This is a genomic window from Streptomyces sp. NPDC057280, from assembly GCF_042668605.1.
GTDB lineage: Bacteria > Actinomycetota > Actinomycetes > Streptomycetales > Streptomycetaceae > Streptomyces.
The window spans coordinates 308,116-328,111 of record NZ_JBHUYR010000006.1 but is presented as its reverse complement, the minus strand read 5'-3'; the positions used below and the strand labels follow the sequence as shown (position 1 = coordinate 328,111).

Here is a 19,996-nt window from a genome sequence, read left to right as displayed (position 1 = left end):
TTCTGTCATGTGACCGGTCTGTGCCGGTGACCTGGCAGGATGAGGTGTGAGCAGTGGCGGGCGGGAACGGGACTTCATGGACTTCGGCGGGATCAGCGGCTTCGACGACTTCGGGGATGGGCAGGGGGACGGACCCGCGCTGCTCGGCCGGGACCGCGAACTCTCATGGATCGCCCGTCTGATCGACGCGGCGGACGGCGACGGCCCCCGTGTGCTGGTGCTGACCGGTGAGCCGGGAGCGGGCAAGAGCGCCCTGGTCGACCGAGCCGCCGCACAGGCCGCCGAGCGCGGCCGCCGGGTGCTGCGGGTGCGGGGCTGCGAGGGCGAGCAGGACCTCGGCTTCGCCGGGGTGCACCAGCTGCTGCGCCGTGTCCTCGGCGGCGTGGACCGGCTGCCCGCGCACCAGCGTGATGCCCTGCGCCAGGCGCTCGGCATGGACCCGGTCGGCGGACCGACGGGACCGGACCCGCTGACCATCAGGGCGGCGGTGCTGGCGCTGCTGCTGGATGCGGCGGCACAGCAGCCGGTGCTGATCACGGTCGACGACGCCCAGTGGCTGGACGTCTGCTCGCTGGACGTCCTCGGCTTCGCCGCCCGGCGTCTCGACGGGGAACCCGCTGTCCTGCTGCTCGCCGCCCGTGAGGCGGCGGTACCGGCGCGCTTCGACCGCGACTTCCCGCATCTGGCGGTCGGCCCGCTGGACCGGGCGGCGGCCGGGCGGCTGCTGGACGCGCAGCCGCAGCCCCCGACGGGCCGGATGCGGGCCCGGATCCTCGCGCAGGCGGCCGGCAACCCCCTCGCCCTCATCGAGCTCACCCGCTCCTTCGCCCGCGACCCGAGCGGCGCCTTCATCGGGGCCGTCGCACCGCCCCGCACCGACCGTCACCCGGCCGCGGCCGACGCACCGCCCGTGACTGACCGTCACCCCGCCGCGGCCGACGCACCGCCCATGACCGACCGCCACTTCACCCCGGCCGACGCACCGCCCCTCACCGACCGCCCTCTCGCCGCGGGCAGCACATCCTCCATGGCCGACCGCGACCTCGTCGCGGCCGACGCCCTGCCCCTGACCGCCCGCCTGGAGAACCTGTTCGCCGCCGGCCTGCCCGCCTTGCCGGCCGCCACCCGACGTGCCCTGCTCCTGGCGGCGGCTGCGGGCACCGCCCAGCTCTCCGACGTCCCGGGCCTCGACGACCCGGAGATCTGGGCACCGGCCGAGCAGGCGGGACTGGTCCGGGTCGAGGGCGGGCAGGTGCGGCTGCGGCACCCACTGGTCCGCTCCGCCGTCCACCAGGCGGCCACCTTCGCCGAACGCCGCGCGGCCCACCTCACCCTCGCGGCCGCGCTCGCCCACGAACCCGACCGGCGCGCCTGGCACCTCGCCGCCGCCGCCCTCGGCCCCGACGCGGAGATCGCCGACGCCCTCGCCGAGAGCGCCCGCCGCTTCCGGCACCGGGGCGGACACGCCGCCGCGGCGAGCGCCCTGGAACGCGCCGCGGAACTCACCCCCGACCCGGGCGAACGTGCCCGCCGCCTGCTCGCCGCGGCCGAGTCCGCCATGTACGCGGGGCACCCGCAGTGGGTCGGAGAGATCGCGGGCCGCGTCACCACGCTGACCGACGACCCGCAACTCCTCGCCGAAGCCTCCCTGCGGGCCGGCTGGTCTCTTGCCGTCACCCTGCGCCACGACGACGCCCTGGCCTTCCTGATCCCGGTCGCGGAATCCATGGCCACACCCGCGCCGGCCCTCGCCCTGAGCGCCCTGGGCACGGCGGCGACCCCGGCGTACAACTCCGGCGACCCCCGCCACCGGCATGCCATCCAGCGCATCGACGCCCTCGTCGCACCGCAGCCGGACGACACCGACCGGGTCTGGACCCAGGCGGCGACCGGCCCGTTCACCGACCGGCCGCAGCTGCTCAAGCACCTCACCGCCGCCGTCGACGCCCTCCCGGACCACTCCGAGCGCACCCTGCCCGGTCTCGTCACCCTCGGCGGCGCGGCCTGGATCCTGGACGAGACCGAAGAGGCCGTACGTCTGCTCGGCCGCGCCCGGGACCACCTGCGCAGCGCCGCCACCGCCGGCGCCAACTGCACCGTCGCCCAGGCCCTGGCCCTGGCGCACTTCGAGAGCGGGTCCTGGGACGCGGCACAGGCCGCCGCCGAGGAGGCCTTCTGGATGGCGACCGAGGCGGGCGCGGACAACGTCGTCGTCGGCTCACCGATCCTCCAGGCCACCCTGCGCGCCGCCCGCGGCGACCACACAGGCGCGCGGGCGCAGGTGGCGGACGCCGTCCGCGGCCGGGACCTGCGCACCTCCCGCAGCCTGTACGTGCGTCACCGCCACGCGCTCGCCCTGGCGGCGACGGCGGAGGGCGACCACGAGACGGCGTACGGCCAGCTCCGCGCCACCTTCACCGACGAGGACCGCCCCGCGCCGGTCCACTACCACGCCTCCCTCTACCACCTCGCCGATCTCGCCGCCGCGGCCGTCCGCGCCGGGCGGGCGGACGATGCCAGGGCCGTGCTCGACGCCGTGCGGCGCACCCTCGAACAGCCCCGCTCCGCCCGGCTGGCCGCGATCGTGCACCGCGCCTCGGCCCTGCTGAGCGAACCCGAGGACGCCGAACCGCACTTCCGCGCGGCGACGAAGGACCCGGCGGCAGCCCGCTGGCCCTTCGAACTCGCCCTCGCCCGCCTGGACTTCGCCGAATGGCTGCGCCGCCGCCGACGCACCGCGGAAGCCCGCCCCCAGCTGACCGCCGCCCACGACACCTTCGTACGACTGGACGCGCGCCCCTGGACCGAACGGGCCGCCGCCGAACTCCGCGCGGCGGGCGTGTCCTTGACGCCCGCTGACGCCGACGCCGTGGCCGACCTGACGCCGCAGGAGGCGCAGATCGCCCGGCTGGCGGCGGAGGGCCTGACCAACCGGGACATCGGCGCGCGGCTCTACCTCTCGCCGCGCACCGTCGGCTACCACCTGCACAAGATCTTCCCCAAGCTCGGCGTCACCGGCCGCGCCCAACTGCGCGATGTCCTCGGCAGGTTGCCACGCTCGGACTGACAAATCCTCAGAGTCGGACGAGCTTCTCGAAGAAGAACTCGTGCTTGAGGAAAGACGTTTCGTGCTCCGTGCCCGGGTAGGGCGGGATGAGCTGGGCGGCCTGGAAGAGCCGCCAGCCGTCCTCCAGCGCGGCGACGCCGGTGGCGTAGGGAGGTTCATCGCTGTCGCCGGTGGTGGGACGGGTGGTGCCGGTGCCGTCGTAACGGGCCCAGCCGACCACCTGCGCGTCGAGCGCGGACGTGGCCAGGTACAGGACGAGGACCTGCTGGCGGGTGACGCCCGCGGGAATCCGGTTCGCCTCGTGGTCCGCGATGGTCATGCCTGGCTCCTCAGGGCGGGCCGGTTGGCGATACGGGTGGCCCAGTAGTCGATGTCGAAGCCGCTGTCGCCGCTCAGGGCGCGCCACAGCTGGATCCGGTTGTGGATCTCCAGTCGGCCGGTGGCGTGCTCGTACCAGGGGAACGTGCGCCCCAACTCCTCCGACACGGAGGGGGAGTCGAGATCGGACACGTCCCACAACCGCACCTGCGGCACGGTCGGGTTGAAGCGGATCTTGTACATGTGGCGGACGGTGTCGCTGTCGTTGCGCCGCCCGCCGTGCCAGATGCCGTGGTGCAGCAGCATGACCGTGCCGGCGGAACACGTCAGCCGGGTCTGGCCGAGCAGGTTCTGGTACCGGCCGGTGTCGGACTCGTTGATCCGGCGCAGATGGCTGCCCGGCACGACGAGGGTGCCGCCCATGTCCGCGGTGACGTCCTGCGGGTAGTACATGAGCTGCACGTCGAAGGCGTCCGGGCGGACGTCGATGAGGGCGTCGGCGTGCAGCGGCTGCGCACTGCCCTCATGCGGCTGACGCGTGTGCACGAAGTGGTGGTCGACGGTCGGGTCCGGGCCGACCAGGCTCCGCAACGCCCCGGCCACGGCGGGCAGTTCGACGAGCCTGCGGGCGAACGAGTCCTCGGGGAACGCCTTCGGCACGGGTGTGCCGTACGGCACGACCGGCAGATCGGCGGCGAAGACGTCCAGCGCCTCCGCGTTCATCTCCGCCGGCACGACGCCGTCGAGACGCAGGAAACCGTGCGCCACGAACCGCGCCGTCTGGACGCTGCTCAGCAGCTGAGGTGTGGTTGACATACGCCGAGCCTAGGATCGGACACCGTTCCTGCAATGGGTCGTAATCGACGAGTGCTGGTAATTTTCCACCATGCGACACCACGTGGAACTGGCCCTGGACCTCCCGCCTCAGGTGGCGAACGCGGGCGTGGGCGTGCACGGGGCGGCCGGGCCGCACGAGGTGTTCCGGCTGCCCAGGCTGTGGCAGCTGCATCTCTACAGCTACTCCGGCACCCTGGAGTTCGGCGGGGTGTCGCACCCGATCCGGCCGGGGCATCTGAGCCTGGTGCCGCCCGACACCGAGGTGCACTTCCACTACGACGCCCCGCGCTGCGAGCACCTGTACGCCCACTTCCGGCTGCCGGGAGCGGGGGAGCGGCGCCGGCTTCCGGCGATGCAGGACACCGGAGCCGACGCGACCGCGCTGAGCGGGCTGCTGCGTCAGACGGTCGCGGCGATCACGCAGTCGCCACTGCGCGCCTCGGCGGAACTGTGGACCGTGCTGTGGCGCACGACCACCCTGACCGGCTCCGCCGAGAACAGCCCGAGCCGCCGGCACCCCGCGCTGCGGACCGCCATGGCACACATCGAGGAACACCTGGCCGGGCCCCTGACCATCCCGGCCGTCGCCCGCGCCGCCGGTGTCTCGCACACCCACCTCACCCGGCTGTTCCGCGAGGACACCGGGTACACGGTCGTCGGCTACATCAGGCACCGGCGCATGGAGCGCGCCCGGCACCTCCTCAACGCCTCCACCCTGGCCATCCCGGCGATCGCGGCCGCGGTCGGCATCTCCGACCTCCAGGCCTTCAACAAGACGTGCCGCAAGGAACTGGGCGCCTCACCAAGGGCGGTGCGGCAGGCGGCGAGCGGGTGAGCGCCCGGCACGTCTAGTCGGCCCGAGTGAAGGTGCCCAGCTCCTCGGCGTCGAGGTACTCGACGGTGAAGGACTTCTTGTCCGGATCGAAGGTGACGCCGGTCCGGCCGACCGCGTTCTCGCCGGCCGTCTCGAAGCTGAACGTGTCGCCGTCGTAGTGCGTGAGCCGGTACGACTGCGGCTCCGGGCCCAGCCGCAGCGTCAGACGGCCCTTGGCGTCGGCGACGACCTGCGCCCGCCCGTAGTAGTCGCTGGTGTACGTGCCGGTGTAGGTGTCGGCCGCCTTCGCGGGCGCGGCGCCCGAGGGCGGGTGGGCGTAGTCGGTCTTCGACCGGCCCGCGTCCTCCTGCTGCTGGTACAGCCCGTCCACGAGCGGGATCCAGTCGCGGCTGACCTTCCCGGTCTGCGCGATGTCGAAGAAGTCCAGGGCCACGGCGTCCGCGACTCCGGCCGGTGAGCTGTTGGTGAGGACGACGATGCCGAGCTCCTCGCCGGGCAGCATTGTGACGTTGGTGTGCGCGCCGAGCGCGAACGCCCCGGTGTGGGAGAGCCGGAGGCGGCCCTCGTCGTCGTAACTCACGTTCCAGCCCAGGCCGTAGAAGCCGGTCCGGCCGGCCGCCGCGTGGGGCGGGCTGGCGATCGCTTCGGGCCAGTGGGTGCGTTCCAGGGCCTCGGTGTCGATGATCTGCTTGCCGTCCAGCTTGCCCTCGCCGAGCTGGAGCTGGAGCCACTTCGCCATGTCCCGGGCGCTGGAACTGACACCGCCGGCCGGGGACTGGGCGTCCGGGTCGCGAACCGCTTCGGCCTTCCAGTCGCCGTCGGCGTCCTTGACGTGGCCCCAGGCCCGGTCCTCGGCCTTCGCGTAGTCCTCGAAGCGGGAACTGGTGGAGTTCATGCCGGCGGGCTTGTAGAGGGTGTCGGCGGCGAGCTTCTCCCAGGACACGCCCTTCTCGTCGGCGACGGCCTGCGCCGCGGCCGTCAGACCGAAGTTGGTGTAGGCGTAGCTGGCGCGGAACGGGGTCAGCGGCTCGTAGCGCAGGTGGGACAGGATGTAGTCGCGGTCGTAGCCGAGGTCCTCCAGCAGGTCCCCGGCGTGGTCGGGCAGACCACTGCGGTGCGAGAAGAGGTCGGCGACCGTCACATGGGAGGTGACCCACGGGTCCTTCAGCCGGAAGTCCGGCACGTTCGGGGCGACGGGCTCGGTCCAGCCGTCCACACCGACCGCCCCGGCGACGACGGTGGAGGCGATCGGCTTGGAGACCGACGCCAGCTGGAAGACGGTGTCGGCGTCCACGGCGGCCTTCTCGCCGGCCTTGCGGACCCCGTAGCCCTTGAGATGGATGACCTTGCCGTCGTGCACCACGGCGACGGCCACGCCCGGGGTCCCGGTGCGTTTCATGGCCGACTCGACCACGCCGTCCAGCTGGTCCACGGCCCGCTGCACCTCCGCGTCATCGAGCTGCGGCGGGGGCTGTGGAGGGGGCGGCGAGGGTCCTGGTGCGGCGGCGCCCAGCAGCGCCGACATCCCAGCCGCGGCGATCCACCCAAGAGTGCTCACCCCTCCATTGAAAGACTCCCGCCGCCGTCTGTCGCGCGCTGGCCGCTACCGCGGCGGGATCGGGCGGGCGTACACATGGTCCGGGGTCACGACCTCGGTGATCGCCCGGGCGAGCAGGGTGGACGGCTCCTGGCCCTGGGAGAAGATGTCGGTGTTGATCATCAGCACCAGGGTGGCCTTCTTCGAGGGCAGGTAGACGGTGACCGTCTCGTATCCGGGGATGGAACCGTTGTGCCCGATCCAGCCGCCGCTCTCGAAGATGCCCAGGCCGTAGCTGGTGCCGGGGAAGCCGGTGGGGAGCATCTTCAGCCGCTGCGCCTGCGTCTCGGGCCGCAGCAGCGTCCCCGTGGCGACGATCTTCGCCCAGCGGCGCAGGTCGTGCAGGTCGGAGATCATCGCCCCGGCCGCCCAGGCCCAACTGGGGTTCCAGTCCGTGCTGTCGGCGACCTCACCGGTCAGCGTCTGGTCGGTGTACCCGCGCGGGTGCGGCTGCGGGAACTCGAAGCCCCGCGGAAGCAGCGTGTGCGACAGCCGGGCGGGCCGCAGCACCCGCTCCTCGAGGAAGTCCGCCAGGGGCCGCCCGCTGACCTTCTCCACGACCAGACCGAGGAGGACGAGGTTGGTGTTGGAGTACTCGAACTTCGCGCCCGGCGCGAAGGTGTTCTTGTGCTTGAAGCCGTACGCCAGGACCTCCCGTGGGGTGAAGAACCGCTTGGGGTCGCTCAGCAGATCGTGCTGGAAGTCCGCGTCGGCGGTGTAGGGGTACAGGCCGCTGCGCATCTCGGCGAGCTGGCGCAGCGTGATCCGATGCCCCTTGGGCACGCCGTGGACATAGCGGGAGATCGGGTCGTCGAGCCCGATCAGGCCGTCGTCGACGAGTTCGAGCAGTGCGGTGACCGTGAACGTCTTGGTCTCGCTGCCGATCCGCACGAACACGTCCGAGGTCATCGGCCGGCCGGTGGCCATGTCGGCGACTCCGGTGGCGCGGACGTAGCTGCCCCGGCCCGGCATCCACAGCCCGGCGACGACACCGGGGATGCCGGCCTCCCGGCGGACCTTCTCGATGGCCGCGTCCAGGCGGGCGACCAGCTTCGGGTCGAGTTCGTGCCGGGGACAGTCGTCGCCCGCGCTGCTGCGGGGCGCCTCGGCGGCGGTGGCGGGGGCCGTCGCCAGCGGGGTCAGCAAGGATGCCACGAGCAGTGCCGCGGCGAGGACACGGCGGGCGGGGGTACGTCGTCTCACGTCTCGGTGCCTCTTCCAGGTCTGGGGCGAGGCAGTCACGTCACCATCCGCGTCGTGAGCGCGTGTTCTCCGTCGCGGCGCCCACCGGGCAAGTCCACCCGTTCGCGCCGCACGGATCGCTCTGACGTACGCACTGGTCGGAGGGTGACGGGGTGCGCCATCGTTGGTGAGCTGCCGACCGTCCGGTGTGAGGGGGAGAAGCGAGTGAGGATCGTCGTGACGGGCGCGTCCGGGTTCCTGGGACGCCTGCTGGTCGGGGAACTCCTGCGTACCCGGTCGTTCACCGGTGTACCGATCACCCGGCTGGTGCTGGTCGACCGCGTGGCTCCGCCCGACGACGGGCCGACCGCTGACGCGCTCGCACAGGTGGTGACCGGCGACCTGGCCGACCGTCTCACCGAGGTGTTCGCCGAGCCGGTGGACGTGGTGTTCCATCTCGCCGCGGCGGTGTCCGCCGAGTGCGAGGCCGACTTCGACCTCGGTATGCGCGTCAACGTGGACGCCACCCGGGCCCTGCTCGAGGCGGCGCGGACGCAGTCGGCGACCGGCGGGCCGACGGTACGGGTGGTGTTCACGAGCAGCATCGCCGTCTACGGCCGGCCGGCGGCGGACCTCTCTGTTCCGGTCGTCAGCGAGACGACCCTGCCCGCACCGCGATCGAGCTACGGCACGCAGAAGTTGATGTGCGAGCACCTCATCGCGGACATGAGCCGCCGCGGCTACGTCGACGGACGCGTCGCCCGGCTGATGACCGTGGCGGTGCGACCGGGACGGCCCAACGCGGCCGCGTCCGGTTTCGTCTCCGCGATCATCCGCGAGCCCCTCGCCGGACGGCCGGCCGTCTGCCCGGTCGCCCCGGAGCTGACCCTGGCCCTGGCCTCCCCGCGGACCACGGTCCAGGCCCTGCTCCGCATCGCGGAAGCCGGGCACGGCGACGGGCCGGGCCGGATCCAGGGCCCGGCCCCGGTCAACGTGCCCGCCCTCACCGTCTCGGTCGCCGACATGCTCGACACGCTGCGCCGGCTGTCCGGCCCGCAGACCGCCGACCTCGTGACGTTCGCCCCCGATCCGTCCGTGGAGGCCGTCGTGGCGTCCTGGCCCGCCGACTTCGACACCACGCGCGCCGCGCACCTGGGCCTGAGGCCCGACGCGAACTTCGAAGCGGTCGTACGCGCTTACTGTGCCGACCACCCCGAGGCGCTCGCCGACCGGCTGCGCCTATGACAACCCGGGCGAGGGGCAGGCCTGTTGGCGGAGAGCGGTGAGGAGTGCGTCCAGGCCCCCTCGGATCCTGGCCGCGGTGAGGTGGTCGAAGTAGTCGCGGGAACTCACGATCCGCCCGTCGCGCACCCGCAGGACGAAGATGCCGGGGAGGGCGAACTCCTCGCCGGTCTCGGCGACGGTGCCCTGGTACTCGAACTCCGCGACGACGACCTCGGGATCGGTGGTCTCGTGGACGGTGATGTTCGCCGGGCGGCGGATCAGGGTCGGGCCCATGCCCGTGGGGGCGAAGTGTGCGCGCAGTTCCTCGCGGGTGTGCAGGGCCGGTGCGCGCAGGGGGTGGAAGGGGTGGACGACGTCGGTCTGCTCGGCGTAGAGCTCGGGGAGTTCCTCCCAACGGCCCTCCGCGACACCGTTCACCAGGGCGAGGAAGACCTCACGCGGGCTGCGCTGCTCGGGTTCGGGGTCCTCGGACATGGGCTCCTCCGGCGTATGGTCCGCTACTATCCGGAGTGGTGACTCCGGATACCTCCCGAATATATGGAGTCGTCACTCCGGTAGTCAACGTCCTTACGAAGAAGCGAGGTTGAATGGCACGGCGAGCTGACGCGCAGGCCAATCGCGAGCGTGTCCTCGATGTCGCCGAGGACGTTTTCGGGCACGGCGGAAAGTCGGCGTCCACCGAGGAGGTGGCGCGCCTCGCCGGCGTGGGCATCGCGACGGTCTTCCGGAACTTCCCCACCAAGGCGGCCCTGTTGGAGGCCGTGCTCGTCAGGCACTTCGACCGGCTCACGGCGGAGGCCGAGGCGCGGCTCGATGCCCAGGAGCCGGGCGAGGCGTTCTTCGGCTTCTTCCGCCATCTCGTCGCAGACGCGGCGAAGAAGATCGCCCTCGGGGAGGCCTTGTCCGAGGAGGGCGGCGCCGCCGACAGCCGGGCCGCCGACGCCTCACAGGCCCTGCGTCGAGCCGTGGGCGAACTCCTCGGCCGCGCCCAAGAGGCCGGCGCGGTGCGCGACGACGTCGAACTGCCCGAGGTCTACGCCCTGTTGGTCGGAACGTCCCGCGCCGCCGCCCACACACCGCTGGACGACGAGGTGCGCTCCCGCATGCTCGGCATCGTGTTCGCGGGCCTTGCGCCCACCACTTGATCTCGCGGCCCAGGCGCCGGTCAGACGGACGCCAGCCAGGCCGCGGTGTCCTCGGGGCGGGTGAAGCGCAGGGTGTTCAGCGGGGCGAAGCGGGGATCGTGGATCCGGCGTTCGATCTCGCGGCGCCGAGGCCCGTGCTGGGACCAGGCCCACCAGGCCGGATGCTCCCGGCTCAGCCAGCCCCTCCAGGTCTCCCTGTTGCCGCCGAAGAGCGATTCGCGGGTGACGGTGCGCCGCAGGGAGCGCCGCAGCACGCGCGGCATGACGACCCGCTTGGGATAGTCCAGCCAGACCACGCTGTCGGCCCGGTCCCACAGCAGGTCACGCACCTCCGGATAACCGAGGGAGTCGACGACCCACCCGCCTTCGGCGGTCAGCCGTGACACGTCCTCGGCCAGGTTGCCGTTGACTGCCCACCCGGGGCCGGTGAAGTACAGCGCGTCCATCTCGAGGTAGCGCACCCCCAGCCGACCGCTGAGGGCACGCGCGAGCGTCGACTTGCCGGCACCGGTGACACCCACCACCAAGATCCGCTTCAAGAGTGCACTCCTCGCCCGCGACTGCCGCTGGAACGCTGCCTTCCGTCTGACGTCAGCAGTATGGCGTAGTGACCCATACCCCACCGATCCGTACGCTCGCCGGTGGTACCGATCCCGACCGAGCGGTTCGCTCGAAGTGGAGGTTCGCTGTGCACCCTGGTCGTGTCCGTCTGTTCATCTGGACAGCCCTGGTCGCTCTCGTCATGGCGGTTCTGCCGGGGACCGCGACCGCGGCGGCCGGTGGTGGGGGAGCCGGCGGCGCCAAGGTGGTGGCGCAGGAGAAGGCGGGGGACCGCCTGGTCGATCTGACCGTCTCGTCGCCCGCCCTGGGCCGCACGGCCAAGGTGCGGCTGCTCACCCCGGACGGCTGGGACGAGCGGGGCAAGCACCAGCGCTGGCCTGTGCTGTTGCTGCTGCACGGCTGCTGCGACACGTACGACAGCTGGACCCGCCAGACCGACGTCGCGACGCTGGCCCAGCTGCGCGGCACCCTGGTCGTCATGCCCGAGGGCGGGGAGTACGGCTGGTACAGCGACTGGTGGAACCACGGCAAGGGCGGATCGCCGGCCTGGGAGACCTTCCATCTGCGTGAGCTGCTCCCGTTGCTGGAGCACGGCTACGGCGCCGGCCACCGCCGGGTCGTCGCGGGCCTCTCCATGGGCGGCCTCGGCGCCCTGCTGTACGCCGCCCACCACCCCGGCATGTTCCGGGCGGCGGCGAGCTACAGCGGCGTGGTGCATCCGCTGTACGGCGACTTCCCGGACGGTCTGATGGGCCTGTTGCGGGACTACGGTCAGGACCCGCTCGCGCTGTGGGGCGACCCGGTGGCCCAGCGTGCCGTCTGGGAGGAGCACGACCCGTACTACCTCGCGAAGCGGCTGCGCTCGACCCCCGTCTTCCTGTCGAGCGGCGATGGCACCGCCGGCCCCTTCGACCCGCCCGGCCTCTACGACGACCTCGAGGCGACTCTGAACGAGATGAACCACGCGGTCGCCGGCCGGCTGAAGGCGGCCGGAGTACGGCTCACCACCGACTTCTACGGTCCCGGCACCCACGACTGGCCTTACTGGGAGCGCGAACTCCACCGCTCCCTGCCCCTGTTGCTGGGAGCCCTGGGGCCGGCGTAGCCGCGCAGGCTGCAAGACGCGCCGAGCGTTCCGAGGGGGCCGTGATGGCCGGATGCCGTCTGTTCACGGGTGGGTGAACGCCCGTATCGTGTGCGGGCTTCGCAGCCTGGGAGGTCTCGTGAACGGTCTCCGCGCGATCATCGTCTGCCTTGTCGTCACCTGTGCCGCGGTCGTGTCACCGGCCGCGGTCGCGACGCCGGCCACGAGCAGCTGGTCGATGCTGCCGGTGCCGGCGGCCGCACCGCCGGTGACCGTGTCCGATCTCGCCGCCCGCGGGCCGGGGGAGGCGTGGGCGACGGGGTACGAGCACGCCGCCGACGGACTGCGGCCGATGCTGTACCGGTGGGACGGCACCGCATGGAGCCGGGACACCGGCTTCCCCGGCGCCGCCGAGCCGGGCTGGCTCGGGAAGGTGCAGTTCGTCGGCGACGAGGTGTGGATCTTCCACAACCGGGAGGGGACGGGAGAGATCCTGCGCCGGTCCGCGAGCGGGTGGAGTGCCGTGCCGTTGCCGCAGACGCTGTGGACCTACCAGGACTTCGCCGCGGTGCCGGGTGCCGCGTGGGTGGTCGGTGAGGACGACACCGGACTGAAGGTGCTGCATCACGACGGTTCCGGCTGGACGGCCCAGGCCACCCCGGACGGGGTGCTGTTCCTCATGGGGATCACCGCGCGCTCGGCGACTGACGCCTGGGCCTGGGCGGACACCAGCACCGGGACGGCCGTCCTGCGCTGGGACGGCAGGGCCTGGCGGGACGCGAAGGTGCCGCTGCCGCCGGACAGCAATGTGCACACGATGCTGCTCGAGCCGTCCGGCAGGATCACGATCGGCGGCAGCCAGTACACCGACGGCGTGTCCCGCACCTACCTGATGACCTTCGACGGTCGTGGCTGGCGCACCACTCACCCACCCCTGGGCGACACCTCCACCGAGGGCATGGTGCGCGGCCCGGACGGCGCGCTGTGGCTCCCGATGCGCAGCGACCGCGCGTTCCAGTCGAAGTACGCGCGCGTGGACGGCTCGCGCGCGAGCTTCTCCTACGGCCCGGAGCGCACGAACGCGATCGACGTCAAGCCGAGTGTCCTGGCGAGGGCCGGGTCCGCGCTGCTGTCCTTCGGGACCGTCGAGATCTACGGCTCGAAACCGAACCTGATGAGCGAACGGCGGGGAGGCTGACCATGGCACGCCGACTTCTCGTCGCCGCTCTCGCCGTCGCCATGACCTTGATGACGCTCATGCCCTCGGCCGCGGCGGACACCACGTCCTGGCAGCACGTTCCGGTGCCGGCACAGGTGCGCCCGCAGGCGGCGTTGAACGAGGCCGTGGCCTTCGGGCCGGACCGGGCGTGGGCGGTGGGCGCCGACGCCGTGGGGCGCGAGGCGCCGGGCTTTCCGCTGGTGCTGCGCTGGGACGGCACCGCGTGGCAGCGGCAGAGTCTGCCCGGGATCGGCTGGCAGGGAGAGCTGCTGTCCGTCGCCGGGGCCTCGCCGACCGCCGTCTGGGCGGTCGGCCGCGACGCGGCGGGCGGCACCCGTCTGCTGTACTGCGACGGCACCACCTGGTCCGAGACCCGGCCGCCGCGCGGAGTCGTGCTGACGAAGGCCGTCGCCGGCGGCGGAGAGACCTGGCTGATCGGTTCACGGGAGGGTGCACAGGCGCTGCTGCGCCGGGACGGGCGCGGCTGGCGGGATGTGCCGGTGCCGTCGGGGGCGGTGTACGGCCTGCACATCCTGGCCGCCGACGACGTGTGGGCGGCGGGTGAGACCAACTCGGGGGCGGCGGTGTCCCATTGGGACGGTCAGGCGTGGCAGCAGACCGTCGTGGACGGGTTCCCGCGGTCGGCCGTGGGCAGTGTGCTGGCCGTCTCGCCGACGGAGGTGTGGGCGGGCGGCACGGCCGGGTTCGTCGGCGGTCCGCCGGGGCGGCCGATCCCGCCGCTGCTGGTCCGCTTCGACGGGCAGACGTGGAGCAAGGTGGCCGTGCCGACCGACTTCGGCGGGATCACGTCACTGACGCCTGCCCCCTCCGGCGCGCTGGGCTGGGTCTCGGTGGCCCGCTCGCAGAAGTGGGGCCCACCGGGCGGCACGCCCCCGCTGATCCCCGGTCCGGACTTCCTCGCCTGGGACGGGCAGTCGTTCGCCGGGTACGACGAACCGGCGGTGGCCGGTGAGGGGGATTCCCGGACGCTGCGGCTGGCGCCGGTGCCGGGAACGGCGACGGTGTGGTCGGTCGGCCGCGCCGACGGCCCCGAGGGCACCTTCGCCCCGCGCGTTCTGCGCTTCGGCTGAGGCGAGCAGAAGGCTGGCGGACGACGAACAACGAGCCGCACAGGGCGGCTCGTTGAAGGCCATGGGACGAGGATGCGGCGCTCGCTTCTACTCGTCGATCACCGAGCCGAAGTGCGCGCCGTGGGCCGTGCCGCCGAGGGCGGAGGCACCGTAGGACCGGGAGCCCTCGGCGAGCAGGCCGCTGCCGCTCGCGGGCAGCAGCCACACCGCGCCGTCGCCGGCGTTCTCGTCGGGCGCGGCGGCCACGAGCTCGGCGCGGCCGTCACCGTCGGTGTCCACGAGCCGCACCTGGGCGCCCCACGCGTCGCTTGCCTCGGCGGTGCCGGGGATGTTCGCGGTGTTCTGGTCGAAGGACTGCGAGCCGGTGCCGGTCAGGCCGGTCCGGGAGCCGCGCAGCAACCACACCGCGCCCGCGTCGGCGACGGTGCCCACGTCCTCGCCGGGTGCGCCGACCGCCACGTCGGCGCGGCCGTCGCCGTCGACGTCGGCCACGGAGAGGTCGTTGCCCCAGGCGTCGCCGCGCTCGGCCGTGCCGGGCACGCCGGGGGAGTTCTGCGACCACCACTGCGGGGTGCCGGCGGGGCCGTGCGTGCCGCCGTAGTAGACGCCGACGAGGCCACCGGGTGCGTCCGCGTCGCCGGCGGTGTCGTCGACGCCGCTGAGCTGGCCGACGACGAGGTCGTCGTACCCGTCGCCGTCGATGTCGCCGGAGGCCGAGCCCAGACCGCCGTGCAGGTCCCGCTGGTAGGCCAGGCCCTCGGGGCCGCCGGCGTAGAGAGCCGACCAGCCCTTGGCGTAGTCGTCGTCGGGGCTGTATCCGGAGACGACGAGGTCGGCGAAGCCGTTGTGGTCGTAGTCGCCCGTCGTGAGATAGGCGCCGTTGAGGGCGTGGCCGGTGGAGTGCGGGGTGCCGACCTGGCGCAGGACGCCCGCGTGGTAGGTGAAGACGTTCAGGCCCGTCTGGTCGAGCACGGTGAGCTGGTCGGCGTCGATGTCCCCGGTGAACCGGGCGGCGGCGACCGCCAGGCCGAAGCGGGCGTCGGCGGTGGGAGTGGCGGCGGTGAAGCTCGCCGTGCGCCCGGTGTCCAGGCCCTGGGCGGAGCCGTACACGACGGTCACCCGGCCCGCGTCCTCGACGCTGCCCTCGTCCTCGTCGGGCGCGCCGATGACCAGGTCGTCGTAGCCGTCGCCGTCGAGGTCGCCGCTGGCGATCGCCTGCCCGAAGCGGTCACCGAACTCGGAGGTACCGGGCACGCCGGCGGTGGACTGGCTGAGGAGCTGGACCTCCCCCCTCGGCACGGTGTTGTTGGTGCCGATCCCGTTGGGCGCGCCGTACTGCACGGTGACGTACCCGGCGCTCTCCTTGCCGCCGACGGTGCCGTCCGGGGCGCCGGTGACGACGTCGTTGTATCCGTCCCCGTTGAAGTCGTTGTTGCGGTCGGCGGCGGCGGTGCCGCCGGGGACGCCCGCGAACGCGGTGGGCGCGGCCAGGATGCCGGCCCCCGCCAGCACCAGGAAGGAGGCGGCGGCGACGGCGGCCGAGCCGGCGGTGCGGCGGGTGTTGCGCAGGGTGAAGCTCATGTCTGTTTCCCCCGTGGAAGGTTGATGGTCCGTCAGTGATTACGTTCGTCGGCTGGTCTTGGCCGACGCGGTGTTCGACACGGGTGCCACGCATCAGGTTGTGAGGCCCGGGAGGGCTGTGACACGCCGGTGACATCTGTTGCCGCGCCGGCACGCGCGGTTACAGCCGCCTACTGGTAGCAAGGCGGGGCGCACTGCACGGTGACCGTGCCGCTGGTCTCCCAGGGCATCGGCGCCGCCAGAGCCGGAGCGGTCAGGGTGGCCAGTCCGGTGATGGTCAGGAAGGCCATGGCCAACAGGCGCTTGCGGAGGTTCATCTGATTCCCCTGTTTCCCTCGGTGGTCACCGGGACAGTGGCATCGGACCCGTGGGCGCCGCCATGCTTTCGATCCTCATCGAATCGACGCCCCGGTGCCGGACAGGAGGTTGTGCGCCAACGGGGTGGCCGAGTGCTCCACGTGCTTGCCGTCGCGGTGGCTCACGATCAGGCCCGCCTCGCGCAGGACGCCGATCTGGTAGCTCGCGCTGGCCGGCGCCAGCCGCAGGCACCGGGCGACCTCGCTCGTCGTACGGGTGCGGTGACCCGCCACGTCGGCGAGGACGGCCCTGCGAGTCCGGCCCAGCAGCCGGTCCAGCCGTTCCCCACCGGTGCGCAGGATCTCGATCGGCTGCTTGGTGACGGGGTACACCAGCACCGGATCGAGGCCGGGGTCCGCGAGCGCGGTGGGCCTGCGCCAGCAGAAGTAGGAGGGCACGAGCACCAGCCCGCGGCCCTCCAGCCGTAACTCCCGCTCGACGGGATAGTCGACGTCGAGATACGGCGGGTTCCAGCGGGCGAACGGGCGCAGGCTGCCCAGGAGGGCGGCGGTTCCGCCGTCCAGCAGGGCCTGTGTCCGCAGGGAGACGTCGTCGCTCACCGCGGACCGTACATGCTGCCAGTACGGTTCCAGCAGGGTGCGGAACGAGTGCCGCATGACGTCCGCGATCAGCATGAGCGAGCCGAACGCCGGCTCGTACAGCCCTCTCGCGCGTCGCGGCACGGGCGTTGACACGGCGAGCCGGGTGAGTTCGGCCACCAGCCGGTCACGGGGTGTCGCCCGGACCGACTCCAGTCCCGCCTCCAGCCCTTCGCCCGTGAGCGGGGGCGTGAGGAAGTCGGGGATGTAGCCGGTGGCCGGGACGTAGGCGCGCAGGGTGCGCAGGGCGCGAGCGGCGCGGACGTCGTGCGTGAGCCGCTGCGTGGTCTCGCTGCGCCAGTGTCCGAAGGACAGGGGGCCCTGGCGGGTCTGCCAACGGCAGATCGCGCACATCAACTCCCACAGCGGGTCGGGCTGTTGAGCGATCCGCACGTTCTGCAGGTCGCTCCAGTCGAAGTGGATGCGAAGCAATGATGGTCCTCGACGGCGATGAGATTCGGATCGGTCCGCCGACGACCGGCGAGAGGCGGGCCCTTGCCGTCCCCTCGCCGCGGCAAGGGCCACGTCATCGCCTGCGGGTCCGCCCGGCGGCTGTGTCGATCCTGTCCAGGCCGCCCCGCACCGGAAAGATCAGGAGGCGGAGAGGATCCGCTCCTTCTCGATAGGATTTCCTGTATGAGTCCTGGTCGTGGGCCCGGCGGCACACGTGAGCCGAGCATCCACCAACTCCGTCTGCTGCTCGTCCTCGCGGAGGAACTCCACTTCGGGAGAGCCGCGGCGCGCGTCTACGTCACCCAGCCCGCGTTCAGCCAGCAGATCCGGTCGCTGGAACAGCGGTTGGGCGTCGAACTGGTCGAACGCGGCGGCCGGGCCGTGCGGCTCACCCCGGCCGGTCAGGGGCTCGTCCACGAGGCGAGGGCGGTGGTGGACGCCATGGCCCGGCTGCTCCAGGCCGCCGACGTCCATGCCGGGACCACCCGCGGACGCCTGCGGATCGGCAGTCTCGGCGCCGAGGCGGCGATGCCGTACGCCCAGGCCATTCTCGCCCGACTCCGCGGCAGCCTCCCGGACTTGGAGATCGAGGTCCGCAACCTCACGTTCGTCGACATGTTCAGCAGGCTCGGCACCGGCGAGATCGACGCCGCCTTTCTGCGCGGCCCGCTGCCGCCGGGCATCCAGTCCCTGCACCTGGCGACGGAGACCCGCGTGGCCTGTCTGTCCGCCGACGACCCGCTCGCCGACCGGGACGTGCTCACCCTCGCCCAGCTCGCCGACCGCGTGGTCGTCGACATGCCGCCGGAAGTACCGCGCGCGTGGTGGGACCACCTCACGGTCAACCCGCGCCCCGACGGGACGCGGGTCCGGTTCGGGCCGGTGGTCCGGGACACCGAGTCCATGGTCCTCGCCGTCACGCAGCAACAGGCGATCACCTTCCTGCCCGCCGCCGCCCGCCGCCTGTATCCGCGCGCCGGCATCACCTATGTCGACGTTCCGGAGCTGGGTGTCTCCACCGCCGAACTCGCCTGGCTGCCCGAGAACCGGGACAAGCCCGCCGTGGCCGCGCTGCGCGAAGTGGCCCGCCAGGTCCTGCACCAGGCGCGGAGCACCGAACCCGCGGCACCCTCCGGCGTCACAGCTGCGGCCGAGCATCCTGACCGGGCGTGAGCGCCGTACCGGTCCAGCGGTGGTACGCCGTCATGTCCACGTTGCCGCCGCACACGATCGTGACCACATGCCGGCCCGCGAACCGGTCGCGGTCCTCCAGGACCGCCGCGACGCCGAGTGCGGCCGACGGCTCGACGACGAGCCCGGCGTGGTGAAGGAGGAGCCGCATCCCGGCCATGATCGAGGACTCCTCGACCAGGACGGCGTCGTCGGCGACCAGCAGGAGGTCGTCCAGGACGGCGGGGATGGGGTGCCGGCCGGCGACACCGTCGGCGATGGTGTCGGCAGACTCGGTGCTGACGACCCGTCGGGCACGCCAGGACAGGGTCAGTGCCGGAGCGCCCCGCGGCTGGACGCAGATCACCTCGACGCCGGGTGCCAGGGCCTTGAGCACATGCCCCACGCCGGTCGCCAGCGCCCCGCCTCCGAGGGCGATCAGGACGGCGTCGTACGCGGGGACGGTGGGCGGCTGGGCGACGAGTTCCAGGCCGATGGTCGCCGCGCCCTCGCAGGTCTCGATGTCGAGGCTGTCCTCCAGCAGTCTGATGCCGTCGTGCCGCGCGATGGCCGCCGCGCGCTCGCGGGCCGCCTCGTGGTCGCCGTCCACCAACTCCAGCCGGGCGCCCAGCGCGCGGACACGGTCGAGCTTGGCGGCGGTCGCGAAGCGCGAGGCCACGACGGTGACATCGAGGCCGCGGTCGCGGGCGGACCAGGCGAGGGCCTGACCCAGGTTGCCCGCGCTGGCGCACACCACGGCTCCAGGTCCCTGTGCGGCGAGCCGGCTCGCGACCAGTTCGGTGCCGCGGCCCTTGAAGCTGCGGACCGGGTTCGCCGTCTCCAGCTTGATGCTCACCGCGCAGCCGAGTTCGGGTTCGAGCGCGTCGCAGCGGTACAGCGGGGTGTCGAGGAACATCGGGTCGATCACCTGGCGTGCCGCGCGGATGCGGGCGGTGTCGAGGCGTGTGGGCGGCATGGCGCACGAGCGTAGCGAGCCCCGTCGCAGGCTCGAAGCGATGCGCGTGAAAGGGGCCGGCCTCGTCGAGGCCGGCCCCGTTGTCAGGGCGGGGTCAGCAGGAGGTGACCCAGCGGTGGGAGCGGATCCGGACGTTGAAGTCGTCGTCCCAGCCGCCGTTCTGCGACAGGCAGCCGAGGTAGCCGCTGTAGTTGGCGCCCGAGTAGAAGGCGACGCCGGCGTAGGAGGAGGACGTGCCGCGGTTGTAGGCCGAGCGGGCGTTCTGGGTGTCGGACCACGAACACTGGATGGAGCCGCTCCACCAGTCCGGGTCGGCGTTGGTCCAGGAACACCGGCTGCCGGTGCCGTTGGTGGCGTTCCAGACGCAGACATCGCCGCTGCTGCACTCCCAGGCCTGTGCGGAGGCGTTGGCCGTGCCGGGCACGACCAGGCTCAGGGAGGCCAGGGCGCCGGTGAGGACGGCGACCGCGAGGGGCCGGCGGAACCGGCGCGACCGGCGCGGTTCGGGGGTGCTCTCGTGCTCGTGCGAGGACATACGGATCCCCTTCTGGTGGTCGGTGCCGTGATCCGCCGTGGGCGCCGAGTCGACCGCGGTCCTGCGACGGCGGTGCCGGGCGCCCCGTAGCCCCGCTTCGCCCGGCGGATCCGGCTGGCGTGAACTCATGTTCCGCGCACCCTC

At 72.6% G+C, this 19,996-nt stretch carries 19 protein-coding genes; 8 read left to right on the top strand and 11 right to left on the bottom strand.

What is annotated here, in order from left to right; all coding sequences use genetic code 11:
• Positions 1–76 precede the first annotated feature (76 nt).
• Positions 77–3,067: an AAA family ATPase gene (locus ACFUO4_RS31520; protein WP_383491592.1), complete on the top strand. Its 2,991-nt coding sequence runs from the start codon at positions 77–79 to the stop codon at positions 3,065–3,067.
• 7 nt (positions 3,068–3,074) lie between these two features.
• Here the strand turns inward: ACFUO4_RS31520 and ACFUO4_RS31515 are convergent, their stop codons facing one another.
• Together ACFUO4_RS31515 and ACFUO4_RS31510 are read right to left on the bottom strand one after the other, a co-directional pair.
• A complete protein-coding gene (locus tag ACFUO4_RS31515) occupies positions 3,075–3,386 on the bottom strand; it encodes a hypothetical protein (protein ID WP_383491240.1) in 312 nt (103 codons plus the stop codon).
• The gene (locus ACFUO4_RS31510; RefSeq protein WP_383491238.1) at positions 3,383–4,201 is read right to left on the bottom strand and encodes a phytanoyl-CoA dioxygenase family protein; all 819 of its coding nucleotides are present in this window, start codon (positions 4,199–4,201) and stop codon (positions 3,383–3,385) included. Before ACFUO4_RS31510 ends, ACFUO4_RS31515 begins: the two co-directional genes overlap by 4 nt.
• Before the next feature lie 70 nt (positions 4,202–4,271).
• On the opposite strand from ACFUO4_RS31510, the gene ACFUO4_RS31505 reads away from it, so the two are divergent.
• Positions 4,272–5,057 carry a helix-turn-helix domain-containing protein gene (locus ACFUO4_RS31505; RefSeq protein ID WP_383491236.1) on the top strand — a complete coding sequence of 262 codons (786 nt, stop codon included), beginning with the start codon at positions 4,272–4,274 and terminating at the stop codon, positions 5,055–5,057.
• Positions 5,058–5,070: 13 nt separating this feature from the next.
• On the opposite strand, the gene ACFUO4_RS31500 is transcribed toward ACFUO4_RS31505, so the two are convergent.
• Together ACFUO4_RS31500 and ACFUO4_RS31495 are read right to left on the bottom strand one after the other, a co-directional pair.
• On the bottom strand, positions 5,071–6,582 hold the full coding sequence (locus tag ACFUO4_RS31500) for a serine hydrolase (RefSeq protein ID WP_383491590.1): 1,512 nt from the start codon (positions 6,580–6,582) through the stop codon (positions 5,071–5,073).
• 78 nt (positions 6,583–6,660) lie between these two features.
• On the bottom strand, positions 6,661–7,857 hold the full coding sequence (locus tag ACFUO4_RS31495) for a serine hydrolase domain-containing protein (protein ID WP_383491234.1): 1,197 nt from the start codon (positions 7,855–7,857) through the stop codon (positions 6,661–6,663).
• Between the two features lie 204 nt (positions 7,858–8,061).
• Here ACFUO4_RS31495 and denD point away from each other — a divergent pair, with 204 nt between their 5' ends.
• Positions 8,062–9,081 carry a D-erythronate dehydrogenase gene (gene denD, locus ACFUO4_RS31490; protein ID WP_383491232.1) on the top strand — a complete coding sequence of 340 codons (1,020 nt, stop codon included), beginning with the start codon at positions 8,062–8,064 and terminating at the stop codon, positions 9,079–9,081.
• On the opposite strand, the gene ACFUO4_RS31485 is transcribed toward denD, so the two are convergent.
• The gene (locus ACFUO4_RS31485; RefSeq protein WP_383491230.1) at positions 9,076–9,555 is read right to left on the bottom strand and encodes a nuclear transport factor 2 family protein; all 480 of its coding nucleotides are present in this window, start codon (positions 9,553–9,555) and stop codon (positions 9,076–9,078) included. The two genes, denD and ACFUO4_RS31485, sit on opposite strands and share 6 nt — an antisense overlap.
• A 113-nt stretch (positions 9,556–9,668) precedes the next feature.
• Here ACFUO4_RS31485 and ACFUO4_RS31480 point away from each other — a divergent pair, with 113 nt between their 5' ends.
• Positions 9,669–10,226 (top strand): TetR/AcrR family transcriptional regulator, encoded by a 558-nt coding sequence (locus ACFUO4_RS31480; protein ID WP_383491228.1) that lies wholly within the window; start codon positions 9,669–9,671, stop codon positions 10,224–10,226.
• A gap of 20 nt (positions 10,227–10,246) precedes the next feature.
• Here the strand turns inward: ACFUO4_RS31480 and ACFUO4_RS31475 are convergent, their stop codons facing one another.
• A complete protein-coding gene (locus ACFUO4_RS31475) occupies positions 10,247–10,765 on the bottom strand; it encodes an AAA family ATPase (RefSeq protein WP_383491226.1) in 519 nt (172 codons plus the stop codon).
• A gap of 203 nt (positions 10,766–10,968) precedes the next feature.
• Here ACFUO4_RS31475 and ACFUO4_RS31470 point away from each other — a divergent pair, with 203 nt between their 5' ends.
• From ACFUO4_RS31470 to ACFUO4_RS31460, 3 genes are all read left to right on the top strand, one after another.
• Positions 10,969–11,892, top strand: a complete 924-nt coding sequence (locus ACFUO4_RS31470) for an alpha/beta hydrolase (RefSeq protein ID WP_383491224.1) — start codon at positions 10,969–10,971, stop codon at positions 11,890–11,892.
• 118 nt (positions 11,893–12,010) lie between these two features.
• The gene (locus ACFUO4_RS31465; protein ID WP_383491222.1) at positions 12,011–13,069 is read left to right on the top strand and encodes a hypothetical protein; all 1,059 of its coding nucleotides are present in this window, start codon (positions 12,011–12,013) and stop codon (positions 13,067–13,069) included.
• A gap of 2 nt (positions 13,070–13,071) precedes the next feature.
• Positions 13,072–14,181, top strand: a complete 1,110-nt coding sequence (locus ACFUO4_RS31460) for a hypothetical protein (protein ID WP_383491220.1) — start codon at positions 13,072–13,074, stop codon at positions 14,179–14,181.
• Between the two features lie 87 nt (positions 14,182–14,268).
• Here ACFUO4_RS31460 and ACFUO4_RS31455 read toward each other — a convergent pair whose 3' ends face one another.
• The 3 genes from ACFUO4_RS31455 to ACFUO4_RS31445 all read right to left on the bottom strand — a co-directional run bounded on the left by ACFUO4_RS31455 (position 14,269) and on the right by ACFUO4_RS31445 (position 17,150).
• Complete coding sequence (locus ACFUO4_RS31455; RefSeq protein ID WP_383491218.1) at positions 14,269–15,762, bottom strand: FG-GAP repeat protein; 1,494 nt, start codon at positions 15,760–15,762, stop codon at positions 14,269–14,271.
• 170 nt (positions 15,763–15,932) lie between these two features.
• Positions 15,933–16,079, bottom strand: a complete 147-nt coding sequence (locus ACFUO4_RS31450; protein ID WP_383491216.1) for a hypothetical protein — start codon at positions 16,077–16,079, stop codon at positions 15,933–15,935.
• A 75-nt stretch (positions 16,080–16,154) separates the two neighbouring features.
• On the bottom strand, positions 16,155–17,150 hold the full coding sequence (locus ACFUO4_RS31445; protein ID WP_383491214.1) for a helix-turn-helix domain-containing protein: 996 nt from the start codon (positions 17,148–17,150) through the stop codon (positions 16,155–16,157).
• 204 nt (positions 17,151–17,354) lie between these two features.
• On the opposite strand from ACFUO4_RS31445, the gene ACFUO4_RS31440 reads away from it, so the two are divergent.
• Positions 17,355–18,344 carry a LysR family transcriptional regulator gene (locus ACFUO4_RS31440; RefSeq protein ID WP_383491212.1) on the top strand — a complete coding sequence of 330 codons (990 nt, stop codon included), beginning with the start codon at positions 17,355–17,357 and terminating at the stop codon, positions 18,342–18,344.
• On the opposite strand, the gene ACFUO4_RS31435 is transcribed toward ACFUO4_RS31440, so the two are convergent.
• Positions 18,310–19,317 (bottom strand): threonine/serine dehydratase, encoded by a 1,008-nt coding sequence (locus ACFUO4_RS31435; protein ID WP_383491210.1) that lies wholly within the window; start codon positions 19,315–19,317, stop codon positions 18,310–18,312. The two genes, ACFUO4_RS31440 and ACFUO4_RS31435, sit on opposite strands and share 35 nt — an antisense overlap.
• A 94-nt stretch (positions 19,318–19,411) precedes the next feature.
• On the bottom strand, positions 19,412–19,981 hold the full coding sequence (locus ACFUO4_RS31430) for a peptidase inhibitor family I36 protein (RefSeq protein ID WP_383491208.1): 570 nt from the start codon (positions 19,979–19,981) through the stop codon (positions 19,412–19,414).
• Positions 19,982–19,996: the final 15 nt, after the last annotated feature.

Coding starts and splice junctions, on each gene's coding strand:
- ACFUO4_RS31515 (WP_383491240.1), bottom strand. CDS start 3,386: ATGACCATCGCGGACCACGAGGCGAACCGGATTCCCGCGGGCGTCACC.
- ACFUO4_RS31455 (WP_383491218.1), bottom strand. CDS start 15,762: ATGAGCTTCACCCTGCGCAACACCCGCCGCACCGCCGGCTCGGCCGCC.
- ACFUO4_RS31520 (WP_383491592.1), top strand. CDS start 77: ATGGACTTCGGCGGGATCAGCGGCTTCGACGACTTCGGGGATGGGCAG.
- ACFUO4_RS31500 (WP_383491590.1), bottom strand. CDS start 6,582: ATGTCGGCGCTGCTGGGCGCCGCCGCACCAGGACCCTCGCCGCCCCCT.
- ACFUO4_RS31450 (WP_383491216.1), bottom strand. CDS start 16,079: ATGAACCTCCGCAAGCGCCTGTTGGCCATGGCCTTCCTGACCATCACC.
- ACFUO4_RS31480 (WP_383491228.1), top strand. CDS start 9,669: ATGGCACGGCGAGCTGACGCGCAGGCCAATCGCGAGCGTGTCCTCGAT.
- ACFUO4_RS31505 (WP_383491236.1), top strand. CDS start 4,272: ATGCGACACCACGTGGAACTGGCCCTGGACCTCCCGCCTCAGGTGGCG.
- ACFUO4_RS31510 (WP_383491238.1), bottom strand. CDS start 4,201: ATGTCAACCACACCTCAGCTGCTGAGCAGCGTCCAGACGGCGCGGTTC.
- ACFUO4_RS31460 (WP_383491220.1), top strand. CDS start 13,072: ATGGCACGCCGACTTCTCGTCGCCGCTCTCGCCGTCGCCATGACCTTG.
- ACFUO4_RS31430 (WP_383491208.1), bottom strand. CDS start 19,981: ATGAGTTCACGCCAGCCGGATCCGCCGGGCGAAGCGGGGCTACGGGGC.
- ACFUO4_RS31435 (WP_383491210.1), bottom strand. CDS start 19,317: ATGCCGCCCACACGCCTCGACACCGCCCGCATCCGCGCGGCACGCCAG.
- ACFUO4_RS31440 (WP_383491212.1), top strand. CDS start 17,355: ATGAGTCCTGGTCGTGGGCCCGGCGGCACACGTGAGCCGAGCATCCAC.
- ACFUO4_RS31485 (WP_383491230.1), bottom strand. CDS start 9,555: ATGTCCGAGGACCCCGAACCCGAGCAGCGCAGCCCGCGTGAGGTCTTC.
- ACFUO4_RS31470 (WP_383491224.1), top strand. CDS start 10,969: ATGGCGGTTCTGCCGGGGACCGCGACCGCGGCGGCCGGTGGTGGGGGA.